Source organism: Pilosibacter fragilis, assembly GCF_032490495.1.
Taxonomy (GTDB): Bacteria; Bacillota; Clostridia; order Lachnospirales; family Lachnospiraceae; genus Pilosibacter; species Pilosibacter fragilis.
In genome coordinates this window covers 1-15468 of sequence record NZ_JAVYJB010000016.1, presented here as the reverse complement: position 1 = coordinate 15468, position 15468 = coordinate 1, and the positions used below count along the sequence as shown (strand labels likewise).

General features: G+C 47.7%; 19 protein-coding genes. 16 read left to right on the top strand and 3 right to left on the bottom strand.

The window, feature by feature from the left end:
• From ABCW45_RS13510 to ABCW45_RS13435, 16 genes are all read left to right on the top strand, one after another.
• On the top strand, positions 1-1359 hold the full coding sequence (locus ABCW45_RS13510) for a phage tail sheath family protein (RefSeq protein ID WP_343221022.1): 1359 nt from the start codon (positions 1-3) through the stop codon (positions 1357-1359).
• 13 nt (positions 1360-1372) lie between these two features.
• Positions 1373-1855: a phage tail tube protein gene (locus ABCW45_RS13505; protein WP_343221021.1), complete on the top strand. Its 483-nt coding sequence runs from the start codon at positions 1373-1375 to the stop codon at positions 1853-1855.
• 11 nt (positions 1856-1866) lie between these two features.
• The gene (locus tag ABCW45_RS13500; protein WP_343221020.1) at positions 1867-2256 is read left to right on the top strand and encodes a phage tail assembly chaperone; all 390 of its coding nucleotides are present in this window, start codon (positions 1867-1869) and stop codon (positions 2254-2256) included.
• Positions 2257-2418: 162 nt separating this feature from the next.
• Positions 2419-4494, top strand: a complete 2076-nt coding sequence (locus ABCW45_RS13495; RefSeq protein ID WP_343221019.1) for a tape measure protein — start codon at positions 2419-2421, stop codon at positions 4492-4494.
• Between the two features lie 16 nt (positions 4495-4510).
• Positions 4511-5218 (top strand): hypothetical protein, encoded by a 708-nt coding sequence (locus ABCW45_RS13490; protein WP_343221018.1) that lies wholly within the window; start codon positions 4511-4513, stop codon positions 5216-5218.
• Positions 5219-5224: 6 nt separating this feature from the next.
• Entirely contained in the window at positions 5225-6241 is a 1017-nt protein-coding gene (locus ABCW45_RS13485; RefSeq protein WP_343221017.1) for an XkdQ/YqbQ family protein, read from the top strand.
• On the top strand, positions 6238-6549 hold the full coding sequence (locus ABCW45_RS13480) for a DUF2577 domain-containing protein (RefSeq protein WP_343221016.1): 312 nt from the start codon (positions 6238-6240) through the stop codon (positions 6547-6549). Before ABCW45_RS13485 ends, ABCW45_RS13480 begins: the two co-directional genes overlap by 4 nt.
• Before the next feature lie 10 nt (positions 6550-6559).
• Positions 6560-6961: a DUF2634 domain-containing protein gene (locus tag ABCW45_RS13475; protein WP_118322449.1), complete on the top strand. Its 402-nt coding sequence runs from the start codon at positions 6560-6562 to the stop codon at positions 6959-6961.
• Positions 6958-8106: a baseplate J/gp47 family protein gene (locus tag ABCW45_RS13470; protein ID WP_343221015.1), complete on the top strand. Its 1149-nt coding sequence runs from the start codon at positions 6958-6960 to the stop codon at positions 8104-8106. The genes ABCW45_RS13475 and ABCW45_RS13470 overlap by 4 nt, the downstream gene beginning before the upstream one ends.
• Positions 8099-8719 carry a putative phage tail protein gene (locus tag ABCW45_RS13465; protein WP_343221014.1) on the top strand — a complete coding sequence of 207 codons (621 nt, stop codon included), beginning with the start codon at positions 8099-8101 and terminating at the stop codon, positions 8717-8719. The genes ABCW45_RS13470 and ABCW45_RS13465 overlap by 8 nt, the downstream gene beginning before the upstream one ends.
• A 12-nt stretch (positions 8720-8731) precedes the next feature.
• Complete coding sequence (locus ABCW45_RS13460) at positions 8732-9979, top strand: pyocin knob domain-containing protein (protein WP_343221013.1); 1248 nt, start codon at positions 8732-8734, stop codon at positions 9977-9979.
• Between the two features lie 645 nt (positions 9980-10624).
• Positions 10625-11365, top strand: coding sequence for a DUF4376 domain-containing protein (locus ABCW45_RS13455; protein ID WP_343221012.1), 741 nt, complete (start codon positions 10625-10627; stop codon positions 11363-11365).
• Positions 11343-11765, top strand: a complete 423-nt coding sequence (locus tag ABCW45_RS13450) for a putative ABC transporter permease (RefSeq protein ID WP_425518611.1) — start codon at positions 11343-11345, stop codon at positions 11763-11765. Before ABCW45_RS13455 ends, ABCW45_RS13450 begins: the two co-directional genes overlap by 23 nt.
• A 46-nt stretch (positions 11766-11811) precedes the next feature.
• Positions 11812-12297: a phage holin family protein gene (locus tag ABCW45_RS13445; RefSeq protein WP_015554760.1), complete on the top strand. Its 486-nt coding sequence runs from the start codon at positions 11812-11814 to the stop codon at positions 12295-12297.
• A 471-nt stretch (positions 12298-12768) separates the two neighbouring features.
• Positions 12769-13509, top strand: coding sequence for a M15 family metallopeptidase (locus tag ABCW45_RS13440; protein ID WP_015554759.1), 741 nt, complete (start codon positions 12769-12771; stop codon positions 13507-13509).
• Between the two features lie 545 nt (positions 13510-14054).
• On the top strand, positions 14055-14327 hold the full coding sequence (locus tag ABCW45_RS13435) for a hypothetical protein (protein WP_015554709.1): 273 nt from the start codon (positions 14055-14057) through the stop codon (positions 14325-14327).
• Between the two features lie 147 nt (positions 14328-14474).
• On the opposite strand, the gene ABCW45_RS13430 is transcribed toward ABCW45_RS13435, so the two are convergent.
• From ABCW45_RS13430 to ABCW45_RS13420, 3 genes are all read right to left on the bottom strand, one after another.
• Positions 14475-14720: a hypothetical protein gene (locus ABCW45_RS13430; RefSeq protein ID WP_015554708.1), complete on the bottom strand. Its 246-nt coding sequence runs from the start codon at positions 14718-14720 to the stop codon at positions 14475-14477.
• A 71-nt stretch (positions 14721-14791) separates the two neighbouring features.
• Positions 14792-15106: a DUF3837 domain-containing protein gene (locus ABCW45_RS13425; RefSeq protein WP_015554707.1), complete on the bottom strand. Its 315-nt coding sequence runs from the start codon at positions 15104-15106 to the stop codon at positions 14792-14794.
• Positions 15069-15263, bottom strand: a complete 195-nt coding sequence (locus tag ABCW45_RS13420; protein ID WP_015554706.1) for a hypothetical protein — start codon at positions 15261-15263, stop codon at positions 15069-15071. The genes ABCW45_RS13425 and ABCW45_RS13420 overlap by 38 nt, the downstream gene beginning before the upstream one ends.
• Positions 15264-15468: the final 205 nt, after the last annotated feature.

Here is a 15468-nt window from a genome sequence, read left to right as displayed (position 1 = left end):
ATGGCAGGTGGAACATGGATGAGTCAGAATAAGGTCCGGCCGGGCGTGTATATCAATACGAAATCAAGCGGGAATCTTTCTGCAAGTATCGGAGAAAAGGGAATTGTGGCGATCGCAGAGCCGCTTTCCTGGGGACCCTGTGAGGTCATTCAGACGATCATTCCGGGAGAAGACCTGACTCCGTATATCGGCTATGATGTCACAAATGAGAAAGCGTTATTCCTTAAGGAAATGATGAAGGGCAGCGATACCATACCGGGGCCGATCAAGATCCTGTTATATCGTCCGAAGGGAACCGGCGGCGTCAAGGCATCCGGAACGATCGGTGCCTTATCGGTGACAGCACTGTATGAAGGCATCCGCGGAAATGATATCACGATGATCGTCCAGGAAGATCCGGACACAGGCGGAACCTATGTGGTATCTACGGTCGTGGATGGACGGACAGTGGATGAACAGACAGTAACTGCACTTTCTGCACTTTCTGCGAATGCCTGGGTAACATTCTCGGGAACCGGAAACACGTTCACGGAGACAGCCGGAACAGCTCTGAGTGGCGGTGTGGATCCGACGGTCGCTAATGCAGATTATTCCGCATTCCTGACAGCATTGGAAAAATACACGTTCGATATCGTGGTGTACGACGGGACAGAGTCGGTTGTGCTCGAAGCATATGCGTCCTTTGTAAAGCGGATTTCTGAGCGTGTCGGTCGGAAGTGCCAGGCCGTCATGGCCGGAGCAGAGGACAGCAATACCGAGTGGGTGATCTCGGTCGGAAACGGCGTTAAGCTCTCTGATGGTACAGTGCTGACTCCGCAGCAGGTAACCTGGTGGCTTGGCGGAGCGGAGGCAGGTGCTCCGTATAATCAGTCCCTGACATATTCCAGATATCCGAATGCAGTGGAGGCAAGTCCGAAGCTGACCGATACGGAGATCGAGGAAGCCATTCAAAAGGGCAAGCTCGTGTTCATTGATACCTTTGATGCGGTCAAAGTTTGCACGGATATCAACACGCTGACCAGCTTCACCGTGGATAAACAGAAATGTTTTGCGAAGAACCGCGTGATGCGTGTCTTAAATCAGTTCTGTAACGATGTGTATAAACAGTTCTCGCTGTACTACATCGGGAAGACCAACAACAACGACGATGGAAGAAACCTTTTAAAAGGCTGGATCGTCGGATATCTGAATGAGATGCAGGCAAACGGAGGCGTGCAGAACTTTGTCCCGGATGATGTGGAAGTCCTGGCCGGAAACGAGATCGATGCCGTTGTTGTAAACGTGGCGATCCAGCCGGTGGACAGCATCGAGAAGATCTACATGACCGTCAATGTATCCGCCAATTCTGACAGCGAATAAGGAGGTGTAAAGAATGGCAAATGAAGGATATTTACTTGCGCAGGATTCCTACCGCGGCGCGGCCGGAAAAGCGTTTACTGTGATCAATGGAAGCAATGAGCTTCTGTTTGGACTGAAGAAATTTAACTCCAACGCTGAGGTCCAGACGGGTGAGTTTAAGGTTGTCGGAGCGCTGACAGAACAGGAAAAGGTCAAAGGATTAAAGTATTCCGGATCGGCTACGATCTATTATGGAACCCCGACCTTTTTAAAATTGTTATCCGAGTTTAAGAGGACCGGAAAGTTCCCGACGATCAACTTCCAGATCACGAACGATGATCCAGCATCTTCGCTGGGGACCCAGACCGTTGTGCTCTATAACGTCATCTTAAAGAAGATTCCGATCGCGATCCTGGATGATTCTGCGGAGAGCCTTCAGATCGATATCGAGTTCACATTCAGCGATTTTGAGGTACTGAAATCATTTAACAGCCAGCCGTCACAGTTAGGAAAATAGGAGGAAAGATCATGGGAAATTTAGGAGCATACTTAAGACCGGTTCCGGCCGGAAAGACGAAAGAGTTTTATCTGGAAAACTTTAAGGATGAGAAAGGGGAGAAGATCCCGTTCATTGTGAAGGCGATCACACCGAAGGAAAATGATAGGATCGTAAAAAGAAACACTGTAAAAGGTGTTTTTAACAATGCGACTTATATAGATGAGATGATCGTGACCTGCATGGAGACACCGAATCTCAAGGATGCAGAACTTTGCAGTTTTTACGGTGTCATGGACCCGACAGAGGTGCCGGGCCTCATGTTCACGATCGGGGAAAAGAATCTTGTCATGGATGCGGTTTCTGAGATCAACGATGTCAAGATGGCAAGCGAGCTGAAGAATGCCGCAAAAAACTTTTAGAGGGAGGAGACTGGGAGACAGAAACAAGCTATTTTGCTTTTGTCTCCCTTGGAATCTTCCCGGAAGACTTTGAGAAACGGCCATTGAGGGAAAAGATTCTTATGTTTACAATGATGGATCGGTTGTCGGAAGAGATGAAGAACAAGTGAGGAGGTGGTGTGAATGGGTAAAATACAGGAATCTCTTGTTTTGACGGATGAATTTACGGCTGCATTCACCCGGTTCTTAACGCTTGGTGAGTCAGCAGTGGGAGCAACTGAAAGGATCAACAACTCCATCAATATGATGGGGCAGTCTTCCAATGCGGTTGCGGCAGCCGGGTTTAATACCCTGGATCAAAAGATCACGGAACTCAGCGGAAAAATCCAGGAACAGGGAGCTGCCCTTCAGGTATTGGGAGACGCTGCCAACAGTATCAGCGGAAAAAGTTTTGACCAGATGACAGCAGCAATCAAGGAAGGCAATCCCGCATTGATCGATACGATCGAAAACCAGTCACGTCTGGGACGAGAGACACAGAAGACAAATGACCAAGCGGGCAAACTCCTGAGTACGATCAAGAGGATTGCCGCGGCCGCCGGTGTGACAACACTGGTTCGTAGTTTCCTGGATTTCTCTGACACCCAGGCTCAGATCAACGCCCGTTTAAACCTCATGAACGACGGCTTTCAGACAACGAATGAACTGAGTGAGATGATCTATCAGTCGGCACTGCGTTCCAAAGCGGCTTATTCCGATACGGCAGACGCAGTCGGAAAGATGGGACTGAATGCCGGAAATGCATTCTCTTCGAACCAGGAGCTGATTGCATTCACGGAGCAGGTGAATAAGCAGTTCAAGATCGGCGGTGCGTCGGCTCAGGAACAGAGCAATGCGATGGTGCAGCTTACCCAGGCGATGGCGGCTGGTGTCCTGCGAGGTCAGAACTTAAACTCCATCCTGGCGGCGGCTCCGGGAATTGCCAGGACCATCGAGGAGAGTATGGGATGGGCGTCCGGATCCATCAAGCAGTATGCAGAAGACGGAAAGGTTACAGCTTCGGTCGTAAAAAATGCGCTGCTTGATATGGCGGATCAGACGAATCAGAAGTTTGCATCGATCCCGATGACGCTATCGGATGCGATGACGCAGGCGCAGAATATCGTCCAGCATGAAGTAAAGCAGATGGCACAGTCCTGGAACGACTTTATTCAGACGGATCAGGGGCAGGAGATCCTCGGGGAAGCGATCTCGCTGCTGTCCGTGATGGCTCAAGTCGGAACGGATGCCCTGTCAGGGATCGGATCAGCGGCGCTCTTTGTTGCCGACAACATGGATATGATCCTTCCGATCCTGGCGGCCGTGGGAGTGGGATTCCTGTTTGTAAAGGCTCAGGCGATCCAGGCGGCGCTTGGAAGTGCCGCGGCGGCAGGAATTCACATGGCTTCGTGGGCGGCCTCGAACTGGCCGCTTCTGCTTCTTTTGGCGTTGTTTGCGGGAGCATTGATCGCAGCACAGCAGTTTGGAATCGGGATGCAGGAAGTCGGCGGCTGGGTCGGACAGGTATTCGGAATGATCTATGCAGTTGGCTACAATGTATTTGCCACACTCTGGAATGTGATCGCTTCGTTTGCAGAGTTCTTCGCGAATGTATTTAACGATCCGGTTGCTGCTATTGCACATCTGTTTTCGAATGCATTGGATACGATCCTCAGTATGGTAGAAACTGTGGCAGGTGCGATCGATGCACTGACAGGTTCTCATCTTCAGGGGGCTGTGAGTGGCTTCCGTGGAAAACTATCTGGCTGGGTAGACGATACCTTTGGAGAGAATGCAATCCAGATTAAGCGGATGGCAAACCTTGATATCGGTGCTACAGCGGCAGAATGGGGAAACTATGGTGCAAATCTCGGCTCCAAACTGGATAACCTGGATCTTGATATCGGAAAACTTGCGGGGAGCTTTGGTGATCTGGACCTTTCGGGACTCGGAAATGGAAATATTGACAATGTTGCAAAGGTTGGAAAAGTCGGCAAGGTGGATGATATCAAGCTGTCGGATGAAGACCTGAAGATCTACCGGGATCTTGCGGAACGCCGGTATATGAACAAAATCGAATTAAAGACTCTGGCACCTGAGATCCATGTGACGGTTCCGGAATCCGCCGGAGGAAATCTGACGGCTGATGATGTCACGGATTATATCCGGAAGATGCTCATCGAGCAGATGAACTCCCAGACATCGGTATCGCACGGATGATGAAAGGAGTGTGTTCATGGCAAAATTAAAAATCAGATGTTCGATCTATCTGGTATTTGCCGGAAAGAAGATAAAACTCCCGGTAAACCCGGAAGAGATTGAAATAAAAAATCCGACAGACCATAAAACGTATGATGTCATCGGTGTGGGTGAGATCGTGGTTCCCAGGAAGCCATCTTTAAAAGAGGTATCCTGGGAATCCTTTTTCCCGGGAGATCGGAGTGCTGTATATGTGAACAGCGGGGCAAAAGCACCATCCTATTATCTGAAATACTTTGAAAATGCATTGAAGAAAAAGCAGATCTGCCGGCTGATCATTACAAGGTCCGGAGGATCCGACACCAATATGAAATGTATTGTTTCAAACTTTGAGACGAAGGATAAGGGCGGGGAACCCAAAGATATCTATTACAGCCTGGAATTGCAGGAGTATCGTTCCCATGCACCGAAGGTCGTCTCGATCTTAAAGACTCCGGCCGCAGGGCAGGCAAGCGCCGAGGCGTCTACAGAGACTCCGAGGGCGGTGGAATCCCCGGTTCTTCGTGTCGGTGCCGCGGTGATCGTAAACGGGGAATACTGCTATGACAGCTATGGGGGGAGACCACATGGAACGGCAAACAACCTGAGCACTACGGTGACGCGGATCGTTTCCGGAAATCCATATCCGGTCCATGTCGGATCCTATGGATGGGTACAGGAAAGCCAGCTGCAGATTACGGGGTGATGAGCAATGGAAAAATCACTGCAGATTCAGATCAGGGGAAAGGCGCCGGATGGATCGGAACAGCTGACGATCATGGAATACATAGAGGTGGTCCGGGAGATCGAATTCACGACAAACCGGATGGATTCTCCCGGAAAGCTGAAATTTACCTGTCTTGAGGATGGCTCAATCGGGATCCCGGAGGGAAGCTCCGTGGAGTACCTGGTGAATGGCATGAAGCTGTTTAAAGGGTTCGTATTTACGATCGAGCGGACGCGGGATGGGGAGACTTCTTATACCGCTTATGATCAGCTTCGATATTTGAAGTCAAATGCCAGCTATTCCCTCGACAACATGAGCTTTGAACAGATCCTCACCCGGATCGCCGGAGATTTTGGCTTGACGGTTGGAACACTGGAGAAAACCGGATATGTGTTCCCGACGTTCTTGAAAGAAGATGAAGACTGTCTGAACATTATATTCGACGCGCTGTCAGAGACGATCGTTCAGACCGGAAAGATCTTCATTCTGTACGATAAAGCCGGAGAATTGACGCTTGTGGAGGCGAAAAACTGGTTTACGAACACAATGGTAGGAGATGGCAGTCTGGTGACAGATTACACGTATAAGCGTGATATCGACTCAGATACCTATAACCGTGTGAAGCTCGTACGGAAGAACGAAAAGAGCGGACGCACTGACGTGTACGTACATGAAGACACCGATACCATCAAAAAGTGGGGACTGCTCCAGTATTATGATGAGGTGGATGAGAACCTGAATGAAGCGCAGATCGACAAGATGTGTGAGGCATATCTCCAGTATTACAACCGGGTTCTTCAGACGTTGAAGCTGGAAGCTATCGGAATTCCGGAAATTCGTGCCGGTATGATCCTTCCGGTCAAGATCGGAGATATTGAGGACCTCGCTGTTTCCAGACTGCTTCTCGCTGAGAAGGTGACGCAGAAATGGGAAGGAGAGGACCATACCATGCAGATCGAAGTGAAATCATTTGAACAGCTGGGAGGTGTGAGCATCGTATGACGACGGAACTTCTTGGAGTTATTCAGGAGATCGTAAAAAACTATGTGAATGCGATAAAAATGACGGACAAGGCTACAGGGACCGTCATAAAGACCTCTCCGCTCACGATCCAGACAGATACTTCCCTGCCGCCGATCTCCGGGAATGCGCTGATCCTGACAAGCAACGTCATCGAGCGGACGGAACAGGTGAAGGGCGGCGCCGGCGGAACCGTAACGGTTACGGAAGGGTTAAAGGCGGGAGACAAGGTCCTTCTGCTCCGTGTGCAAAAAGGGCAGCAGTTTATTGTATTATCAAAGATTACATAAGGAGGTCATCATGGCAGTATTACCGGAAGGTGTGGGGCTCGATGTGACCCTGCAGTATGTGGAAAAACCGACAAGGACATTCCTGATCGACTGGTCATCGAAACAGATTGCCGGCATGGACGAGGGACTTCCTGCAATGCGTCAGGCTGTGGAGATCATCCTTCAGAATGAGCGGTTCCGGTGGCAGATCTATTCGTCTGATTTCGGGAGTGAATTGGAGAGCCTGGTGGGAGAAGAACGGGATTATATCGAGAGTGAACTTCCCCGCCGGATCGAAGATGCATTTTCCGGAGACAGCCGGATCCTTGCGGTTGAAAATTTTGTGTTTACGGAAAAAGTACCGGGAGAGCTGAGCTGCAGCTTTGATGTGAAAACGGTATATGGAACATTGACGGAGGAGGTGAGTGTGTGATCGATTTCAGTGGATATACAAGGGAAGCGATTCAGAAAGAAATGCTGGATCAGGTGGATCCCAATATCGATACCAGGGAAGGCAGTATGATCCAGACTGCGATCGGAGCGGCGGCCTGGTATCTGGAAGGGGTTTACATGATCTTAAAACAGATCCAGGATAACGCCTATCCGGCCACAGCAGTCGGTGACTGCCTGGATAAGATCGTTCAGACCAGAGGACTTACCAGGAAACAGGCCACGGCCGCCGTCCGGAAAGGAACCTTTAACACCGCAGTTCCATCCGGATCGGAATTCAAGACGATCAACGGGGCGGATTCCCAGATCTTCGTGACCGGAGATCGGATCTCCGGAGGTGGAACGGAATATGTCTATGCGATGCAGTGCAAGGATGCGGGAACATCCGGAAACAACTATTCCGGGGATCTGCTTCCAATCACGCCGGTGGAAAATCTTACATCCGCAGTTCTGGGAGATATCATCATGGCCGGAACGGAAGAGGAGACAGATGAAGCGCTGAGAAGCCGGTTCTATGAGACGTTTGATGTCGCTGCATTCGGCGGAAATATCTCCTCTTACAAAAATGAGATCCTTTCCATCGAAGGAGTCGGAGCTGTGCAGGTATATCCGGCATGGAAGGGCGGCGGGACTGTTCTCTGCAGTATCCTCGGGGATGATCTCCGGCCGGCTCTTCCGGCTACAGTCCAGAAGGTTCAGAATATCATCTGCCCGCCGGAAGATGGCGGCAGCGCACCATCCGCAGACGGATATGGGATCGCACCGATCGGCGCGGCTGTGACGATCACAACGGGGACAGCGCTGACTTTAAATATTACATGTGACATTGATTTTGTAGAGACGATGCCGAACGGTGTTGAAACCTATAAAAATCAGATCAGGCAGAAGATTCAGGAATATCTGGATACGCTCTGTAAAGCATGGGGAGATGCTATAAAATCCCATCAGATCACGTATGCGGTCACAGTCTACGCGTCCAGGATCATCTATTCCATCCTGACGATCCAGGATGTTGTCAATGTGTCCAATGTAAAGATCAACGGCGTCAGCGGAGATCTGAAGCTTACAGAGACATCTGCATTGCAGCAGGTGCCGGTACTGGGGACGGTGGTGATCAACGGTGAGTAGAGCGGAAGAAACTTTAAGAGGACAGTTGCCGGAATACTTCCGGCCAATCATCGAATTCAGAGAGATATTAAAAGCACATGGATACAGTCTTGACAAGCTTGATGAAACAAGCGAGAAGGTGAAGGACAACAATTACATCGCAACCTGTGATGAGGAGACGATTGCGTATTATGAAAAGCTCCTGGGGATCACGTATCGTTTTGGAGACACGATGGAATACCGGAGAGCACGGGTACTGCAGAAATACAACACGATCGTTCCCTTTTCCATTGAATTTCTGAGAGACAAGCTCACGGAGCTGTACGGGGAAGACGGATATGAGATGTCCGTTGATTCAGCAGCTTGTAAGCTGAAGATAAAAGTTACATCAGACTGTTACGGGGCGATCGACCTTCTTTATGATCTTTTGTGGGATGTTGTTCCAGCTCACATTCAGATCCTTGCCAATCAGCAGACAACAAACCGTGTTCCGTGCCGCCTGTACGCAGCAGGAGCCGTTTCACGGGTATTTGTACAGACAATTTACAGACATACCGTTTATGACATCGAAGAGGCGGCAAATACAGGTGGAGCGGTATCAGGCACCAAGATTCAGACAATATCGAACGAATAGGAGGAAAAAACGATGGGAGTATATAGAGCGGCCATTGTAACAGAGAACGGACAGAACCTTATTGCGCAAGCGTTAGCGAATGAGAAACCTTTAATTTTCACAAGCGCAAAAACATCAAGTTATTCATATCCGGTGGGAACCGATGTTCCGGCACTGACTGGGCTACAGGATGTGGTGCAGAGTGTGCTGCCATTTGACAGTAAAGTACTGGGCGGAAATGTGGCACAGGTGAGTGTCCGCTTCGATAATGATGGAGTGGATCAGACGTATCGAATCGAGACGATCGGACTCTATGCCAAGATTGAGGGCGGAGCGGAAACATTATTTTCTGTCACACAAGCGACAACTCCAGATGAAATGCCGGTGCAGAGTGACATCTCCCCGTCAGCGTACATATACAATATTCAGCACACAGTGCAGAATGCGTCACAGATCACGCTTACCGTGAATCCGGCCGGAACTGCAACAGTGCAGGATATTATGGATATTGAAAGTCCAGAGTTCGATGATTCCGGAACAGTGGAAGGGATTAGCAGCTTCCCAAGTTTTCTTGAAGCCATGAAGTCGAGGATGAATTTCTTCCAGTTCTTCAGAAATTTAAAAGCCGGACTGCAGTTCGTCCTCCACGCCGGTCAGATCGTCAACAACTGTGTGACGGACAATGCTGGGCTCCCGCTTTCGGCGGCGCAGGGGAAGGTCCTGAAAGATCTGTACACTCAATTGTATAGTGATTTGAATACCACAAATAACAATTTGAGTAATTCCGGGATCCCGATTGTAAAGAAAATCACGGATCTGTATAGCATAAAGACATCAGGATTTTATTACTATGATGCTGGCGCAACGAATGCACCTCTGTCATCAAGAGGAGGTATGATAATTGCAAATTATTTAAGTGATTCGTGGATATCTTTGATTGTTGTCCCGTACGCATCGTCAAAAATATATACAAATACCAAATATAATAACACGTGGGTCGGCTGGGCCGAATCTGCAACAAAGGATGATTTACCAAATATTTTTACAGCCCAATTAGGCACATCCAATCTAGAAGGTAATCATGCTACAACCATAAAAGGATTATGGAATAGCTTTCCAGAAAAACAGGTATTTGCTTGTAATTTAGTTGATAGTAATAATTTCTGCGTATGCGGTTATATATATGGTAATCATAAATACGGAGCAGTATTATATTTGGCTTTTAACGATTGCGGCATCGTAAAATGTAATAACGGAACTTTTAGCGCTACAAAGCTATGATACTTCGGTCAACGACGGCGCATACCAATGCCATCCAGTGGAATTCCGACCAAAAACTACCATTTGGGGATTATCAGATATTAAGATACACCAGCCATAGTTAACTGAAGTGCGCGTCCATAAGATACTAAATCCGGATGTACCCAAATATCCGTCAGAATCTGATGGTTCTACACGAACAAATGTACATATATATGTGGCATGGCTGCTTATGTTTGATAGCTACGAGAACGAAAGTAAAGCTATTACTTAGACAACATTGGCATTACAATGTAGTATCCTTCCAAGTTTGTGGATGTGGAATCGTTTTGCGTATTGGTATCCCATGCTAATAGCTGAAATTGGTCTTCTCCAGCACCAATTTCAAGCGAAGAATATATACACCTAACAGTAGTAAGGGTATTATATCTGGGAAATACACATACGACAGAGCGAGAGTTTACGACAGAGCCAATTTTAATGATGTCTTTGTGTTTTTTATTGGTGAATTTCCCTATAATTGGCATTTCACTATACAATTGAGGGAAAGAAGAAAAATCAACTCATAGAGACAAAAGTCAATTGAAAAATCACATAAATTTGAAAATTCAGGATCCGCGAGGGTCCTTTTTATATACAAAAAAATAAATCATGGAGGTAAAAATCATGGAAAAAATCAAAGTCAAGGGTAAGCTCTACGAGATCAGGAGCATCCAGACAATCGAACCGCATGTGCTGCAGATCGTTTTCGCCTGTACGCCGCCTACAAAGTGGAACGGTGACATTGTACTTTACACGTCCGGAGACATCGAGTGTGCTGTGTTAACTGGCTGGAATACGGTGCATCGCGATGAGGGTCAGACAGTCTATCTGTCAGATGATGGCAGCGTGTACCAGACACCGGATCCGGATACTGGTGGCGAAATCCTTCCGCCGGAGCCGTATGAGCCGACTCTGGAAGAGCTGCAGGTAGCGAAAAAACGAGAGATCAGTCAGGCATGTGAGACTGCCATCTATTTCGGAGTCGATGTGACTCTTACGGATGGATCCACGGAGCATTTTAGTTTGACGGAGCATGATCAGCTCAATCTCTTCGGTAAGCAGGTACAACTTGCAGCAGGCACCACTGAGCTTGAGTACCACGCGGACGGACAGCCATGCCGATACTACAGTGCAGAGGATATGCAGATCATCACATCCACGGCAATGGCTTACGTATCTTACCACACGACCTATTGCAATGCCGTAAACATGTGGATCGCAGGATGTGAGACAGCGGATGAGATCCAGCAGATCTATTATGGTGCAGATGTCCCGGAACAGTATCAGTCAGATGTCCTCAAGGCATATATTGCAACAGAGAAAGAGAGAGCAGGTGATGCAGATGAACCACAGGTTACTGAATAAATACCTGTTTCTGTTTGACGTTGGAGGTCTGCTGTACATATTGATCGAGCTGATCTGGCGCGGCCGGAGCCACTGGACCATGTTCTTACTCGGTGGGATCTGTTTTGTATTTCTGGGATTGATCAACGAGGTTATTCCCTGGCAGATGCCGTTATGGCAGCAGATCCTCATCGGTGCGGTCGGAATCACGACATTAGAGTTCTTGACCGGCTGCATCGTCAATCTGTGGCTCGGCTGGGGAGTCTGGAACTACAGTGGGCTTCCGGGCAACCTCTTGGGGCAGATCTGCCCGCAGTACTTTGTGCTGTGGCTGCCGGTGGCATTGGCCGGGATCATTCTGGATGACTGGATCCGGTACCGAAAGTTCGGGGGGCCGCGACCACACTACAGACTAATCTGACGGACAAACATACAATATAGTAAGAAAATCAAAAGGAGAAATGAGAATGAGCAAAGGTACATGTACAACAATCCAGCTGCTTGCAACTGGAGTAATCGCTTTTTTGTCTGAAAAGTTGGGAATCACATTTTATTTGTTAGGGTTGCTTGTCTTTTTAATGGTCGTTGACTATATCAGCGGGATGATTGCGAGTATGGTGGAAGCGATTGATCATCCGGGAGACACATCATATGGTTGGTCCAGTAAAAAAGGAGCAAAGGGAATCGCAAAGAAGATCGCATACTTATTTGTGATCACTGTGGCAATTGTAATTGATTACATCTTAGCAAAGACATCTGGAAATCTCGGATATCATTTGCCGTCTGCGATGCTGTCCCTTTTGACAACAGTATGGTACTTATTAAACGAGGCCTTGTCTATCACTGAAAACGCCGGTCGCATGGGAGCACGGGTTCCAGAGTGGCTGATGAAGTACATTGCAGTTCTGAAAGATAAAATCGATAGCAGCAATGAAACAAATCTGAAAGATTAGAAGGAGGTGATCCATCTATCTCCCGTCACGGTCCGGGATATGACCGTTGCGACGTCGCAACAAAGAATGTCAAAACATGTAGAATGAAACAGATTTGTATGCTATAATGCCAATGTTACCGCCTCCCAAACTGGTGACAGGAAGGAGGTGCCGTCATTGGAAACAATAACATCTTTTCTTGTCGCCGTCATGGCTGGTGTGGTTTGCCACTACATCATCAAATGGTTAGATGGCGACAAATAGCCGGTAACTAGCCTGTAGATGCTCAACTACATAAAATGAGAAGAAAACCCCGGAGTCTCGACCACTCCGGGGTTTTCGCTTTGCCATCACTGGCATATAACATCTTTTCTTGCCTAACGGCATTATAGCATATGCAAAATAAGATTGCAAGATACCAGAAAATTAAACTTTGATCAGGAAAACATATCCTGATCTTTTTTCATATTATAAAGAAAAGAGGACAAGATTATGCGAGATATTACATTATGCCATCCGCGTCTCCAGACACTGGCTGCGGAGCTGATCCGTAAATGCGCTGAACAGGGTCTACAGATCAAGATCGGAGAAACACTCCGGACAACAGCTGAGCAGGATGCTTTGTATGCACAGGGACGCACTAAGCCGGGGAAAATTGTCACAAATGCAAAGGGCAGCAGTTATAGTAGCTATCATCAGTGGGGCACGGCGTTTGATATTTACAGAGCCGACGGCTGCGGTGCCTATTATGATAAAGATGGATTCTTTTCCAAAGTCGGCGCGATCGGTGTATCGATCGGACTGGAATGGGGCGGATCCTGGAAGAGCATCGTGGACAAGCCACATTTCCAGTTGCCAGACTGGGGATCATCGACGAGCGGGATAAAAAAGAAATTTAAGACGCCGGAGCAGTTCATGAAGACATGGCCATCGGCGGAAGAAAAACAGATCGTAGAAGGATGGCAGCACGACGCGCACGGCTGGTGGTGGCAGAACGAAGACGGATCCTGGGTTACAAATGACTGGCGTCTGATCAACCACCATCATTATCTCTTCGGAGCAAACGGGTACATCCGGACCGGCTGGCACCGCTGGAATCCAGACACAAAGCAGGTGGATCCGGCTGACGGCTCTGGAGACTGGTATTATCTCCAGGAGGACGGAGATCTTCAGGGTGCTTGTTGGCATAGCAAAACTAATGGTGCGATGGAAGTGTGGTATGTAGAAAAGTAGGGAAGAGGTGGTGTCCTGCATAAGTAAGAGCCGATTCCTTAACAAAAAATGTAGAATACATTCATATAGGGAAAGAATGCAGGACATCTAAGAGAGCATATTCGTGTTGCATTTCGTGTTGCATAATGGCGAAAAAGAGCGTTTTTGGGAGAAAAAACAGCAAGAAACAGGCTTATAACATTCCTGTGAAACCTGCATAAAATAAAGGAAAACGCTATTTATGGGGCTTTCAAGGAATCTATGGTTATGGGTTCGATTCCCCTCAGGTCCACGACAAGGGAAGTCTTGAAAAGTCAGGACTTCCCTTATTTTATGCCTGTTTGTATGTTTTTTGCAAAACGCTATCCCTGCAGATAAAAGTTTGAAAGTGCATATCAATGGGGAAAGTATCACACGAAATATTACATGAAAAGCTATTTATACTGGAAAGAGAACAGCACAGATTGACAAAATTATTTTCATGCTTTACACTTTAAATTACAGAACACTTCCCGGAACCAAGAACTGCCGGGAGAAATATGAAACGAAAGTAAAGGAGAACTCTAATGAAAAAACGGGGCGACTATTTAAAGAAAGCATATTATCATTTAATGAAGATCGAGCAGAAGAAAAACAAGATCCTTCAGGTGGAGAACTATGGCGAGATCAACGCGGAGTTAAACCGCAAGTTCGCTAAGGGCGAGTATTTCGATTCCAGCGAAGTTTATGTTGAGGACGGTTACCTCTGCGTGGGCGAAGGTTTCTTCCGCCTTTCCGGAAAAGAGCAGGACGCTCTGATTGAGTATCTCTGCCCGGAAGAGGACAGCACTGAAGAATAAATGAAGATAAAAAAGAATGTGCCTTCCTGTTAAACAAAAAAAGATACCGGTATGAGCTGTGCGTTTCGCGGTCATGCCGGTATCTTTTTATATGAGCACGGCAGAGAAAAAATAGTCAGCCTCTGCACTGCGCGGACGTGCGAATTCTTATAAAATGCAAGTCAGACTTTTGATAAATGCGTCTTTCTCTGCAATCTCAGCCGCATTTGCGAGGAACTCAGCGATACCGCTGGTGGTCTCCTCGTCAGCCTCATAAAAAACAGCCCATGTGTAGAATACGCATTTTAAATGCTCCATCTCGTCTTCGCCGGCCTTTGCCAGAGCGATCATCTTATCAATGAATTCTTTTTCAGAAACTCCAGTGGTTGGAAATTCTGCTGGTGTAAAATCCATAGCTGCAAACTCCTTTCCTGTGATCCGGACTTGGATCGTAGTGCGTGATGATTCGGGATCCTCACGATCACTTAAGTGTTTTCATATCCGAGCTTCAGGGTGACCAGAGAATCATCATCCAGAACCTCGCCCTTTTTGTAGATATAATCGCGGATCAGCACTTTCAGCTTTTCGTCAACGGCAGGACTCGAATAGATCGTGTCCGGAACCGACTTTACGAATTCCTTGAGATCTGTTCCGGCAGTTCCCTCCGGACACGGAAGCGAAGCCTGACGGCACGCCATGCCGACTGCGCAGGATAATTCCATATGGTTGATTAGTCTCGCCGGTGTCTCAAAATTTTTGATCTTAATTTTCACGGACATCGGGACAAGCGTATGTACCATCGGACGGATCTCCTTTCTGTCCCTCGCGTTCACGGACCATCTTCCAGATCAGGTCGTGCATCCACTGGACGGTCTCCTGAAGCTTTGAATTTTCGTCCTTTAAACGGGCAATTTCGGCTTCCAGTTCCTGGATTTTTGCATCTTTTTCTTCGGACATGGTAAAAACCTCCCTGAAAACTGTATGAGAACAGAACAAGTATAACATCAGAATGGAAACATGTCCAGTGGAGGAGCGGGCAAAACCACGACAAACGCATGAATGATTGTCTACCACCAATTCTGTTTTCAGCTATTTTTAAGCTTCTAAAAGTTCTTCCAGATACTGAATTGGACGCATGCTAACTACGAACCTTTTCTTTCTC

Bases quoted from the DNA above. Each gene is read 5' to 3' on its own strand.
- ABCW45_RS13460 (WP_343221013.1), top strand. From the start codon at position 8,732: ATGGGAGTATATAGAGCGGCCATTGTAACAGAGAACGGACAGAACCTT.
- ABCW45_RS13485 (WP_343221017.1), top strand. From the start codon at position 5,225: ATGGAAAAATCACTGCAGATTCAGATCAGGGGAAAGGCGCCGGATGGA.
- ABCW45_RS13450 (WP_425518611.1), top strand. From the start codon at position 11,343: ATGAACCACAGGTTACTGAATAAATACCTGTTTCTGTTTGACGTTGGA.
- ABCW45_RS13480 (WP_343221016.1), top strand. From the start codon at position 6,238: ATGACGACGGAACTTCTTGGAGTTATTCAGGAGATCGTAAAAAACTAT.
- ABCW45_RS13420 (WP_015554706.1), bottom strand. From the start codon at position 15,263: ATGTCCGAAGAAAAAGATGCAAAAATCCAGGAACTGGAAGCCGAAATT.
- ABCW45_RS13440 (WP_015554759.1), top strand. From the start codon at position 12,769: ATGCGAGATATTACATTATGCCATCCGCGTCTCCAGACACTGGCTGCG.
- ABCW45_RS13500 (WP_343221020.1), top strand. From the start codon at position 1,867: ATGGGAAATTTAGGAGCATACTTAAGACCGGTTCCGGCCGGAAAGACG.
- ABCW45_RS13445 (WP_015554760.1), top strand. From the start codon at position 11,812: ATGAGCAAAGGTACATGTACAACAATCCAGCTGCTTGCAACTGGAGTA.
- ABCW45_RS13435 (WP_015554709.1), top strand. From the start codon at position 14,055: ATGAAAAAACGGGGCGACTATTTAAAGAAAGCATATTATCATTTAATG.
- ABCW45_RS13475 (WP_118322449.1), top strand. From the start codon at position 6,560: ATGGCAGTATTACCGGAAGGTGTGGGGCTCGATGTGACCCTGCAGTAT.
- ABCW45_RS13430 (WP_015554708.1), bottom strand. From the start codon at position 14,720: ATGGATTTTACACCAGCAGAATTTCCAACCACTGGAGTTTCTGAAAAA.
- ABCW45_RS13455 (WP_343221012.1), top strand. From the start codon at position 10,625: ATGGAAAAAATCAAAGTCAAGGGTAAGCTCTACGAGATCAGGAGCATC.
- ABCW45_RS13425 (WP_015554707.1), bottom strand. From the start codon at position 15,106: ATGGTACATACGCTTGTCCCGATGTCCGTGAAAATTAAGATCAAAAAT.
- ABCW45_RS13495 (WP_343221019.1), top strand. From the start codon at position 2,419: ATGGGTAAAATACAGGAATCTCTTGTTTTGACGGATGAATTTACGGCT.
- ABCW45_RS13490 (WP_343221018.1), top strand. From the start codon at position 4,511: ATGGCAAAATTAAAAATCAGATGTTCGATCTATCTGGTATTTGCCGGA.
- ABCW45_RS13505 (WP_343221021.1), top strand. From the start codon at position 1,373: ATGGCAAATGAAGGATATTTACTTGCGCAGGATTCCTACCGCGGCGCG.
- ABCW45_RS13510 (WP_343221022.1), top strand. From the start codon at position 1: ATGGCAGGTGGAACATGGATGAGTCAGAATAAGGTCCGGCCGGGCGTG.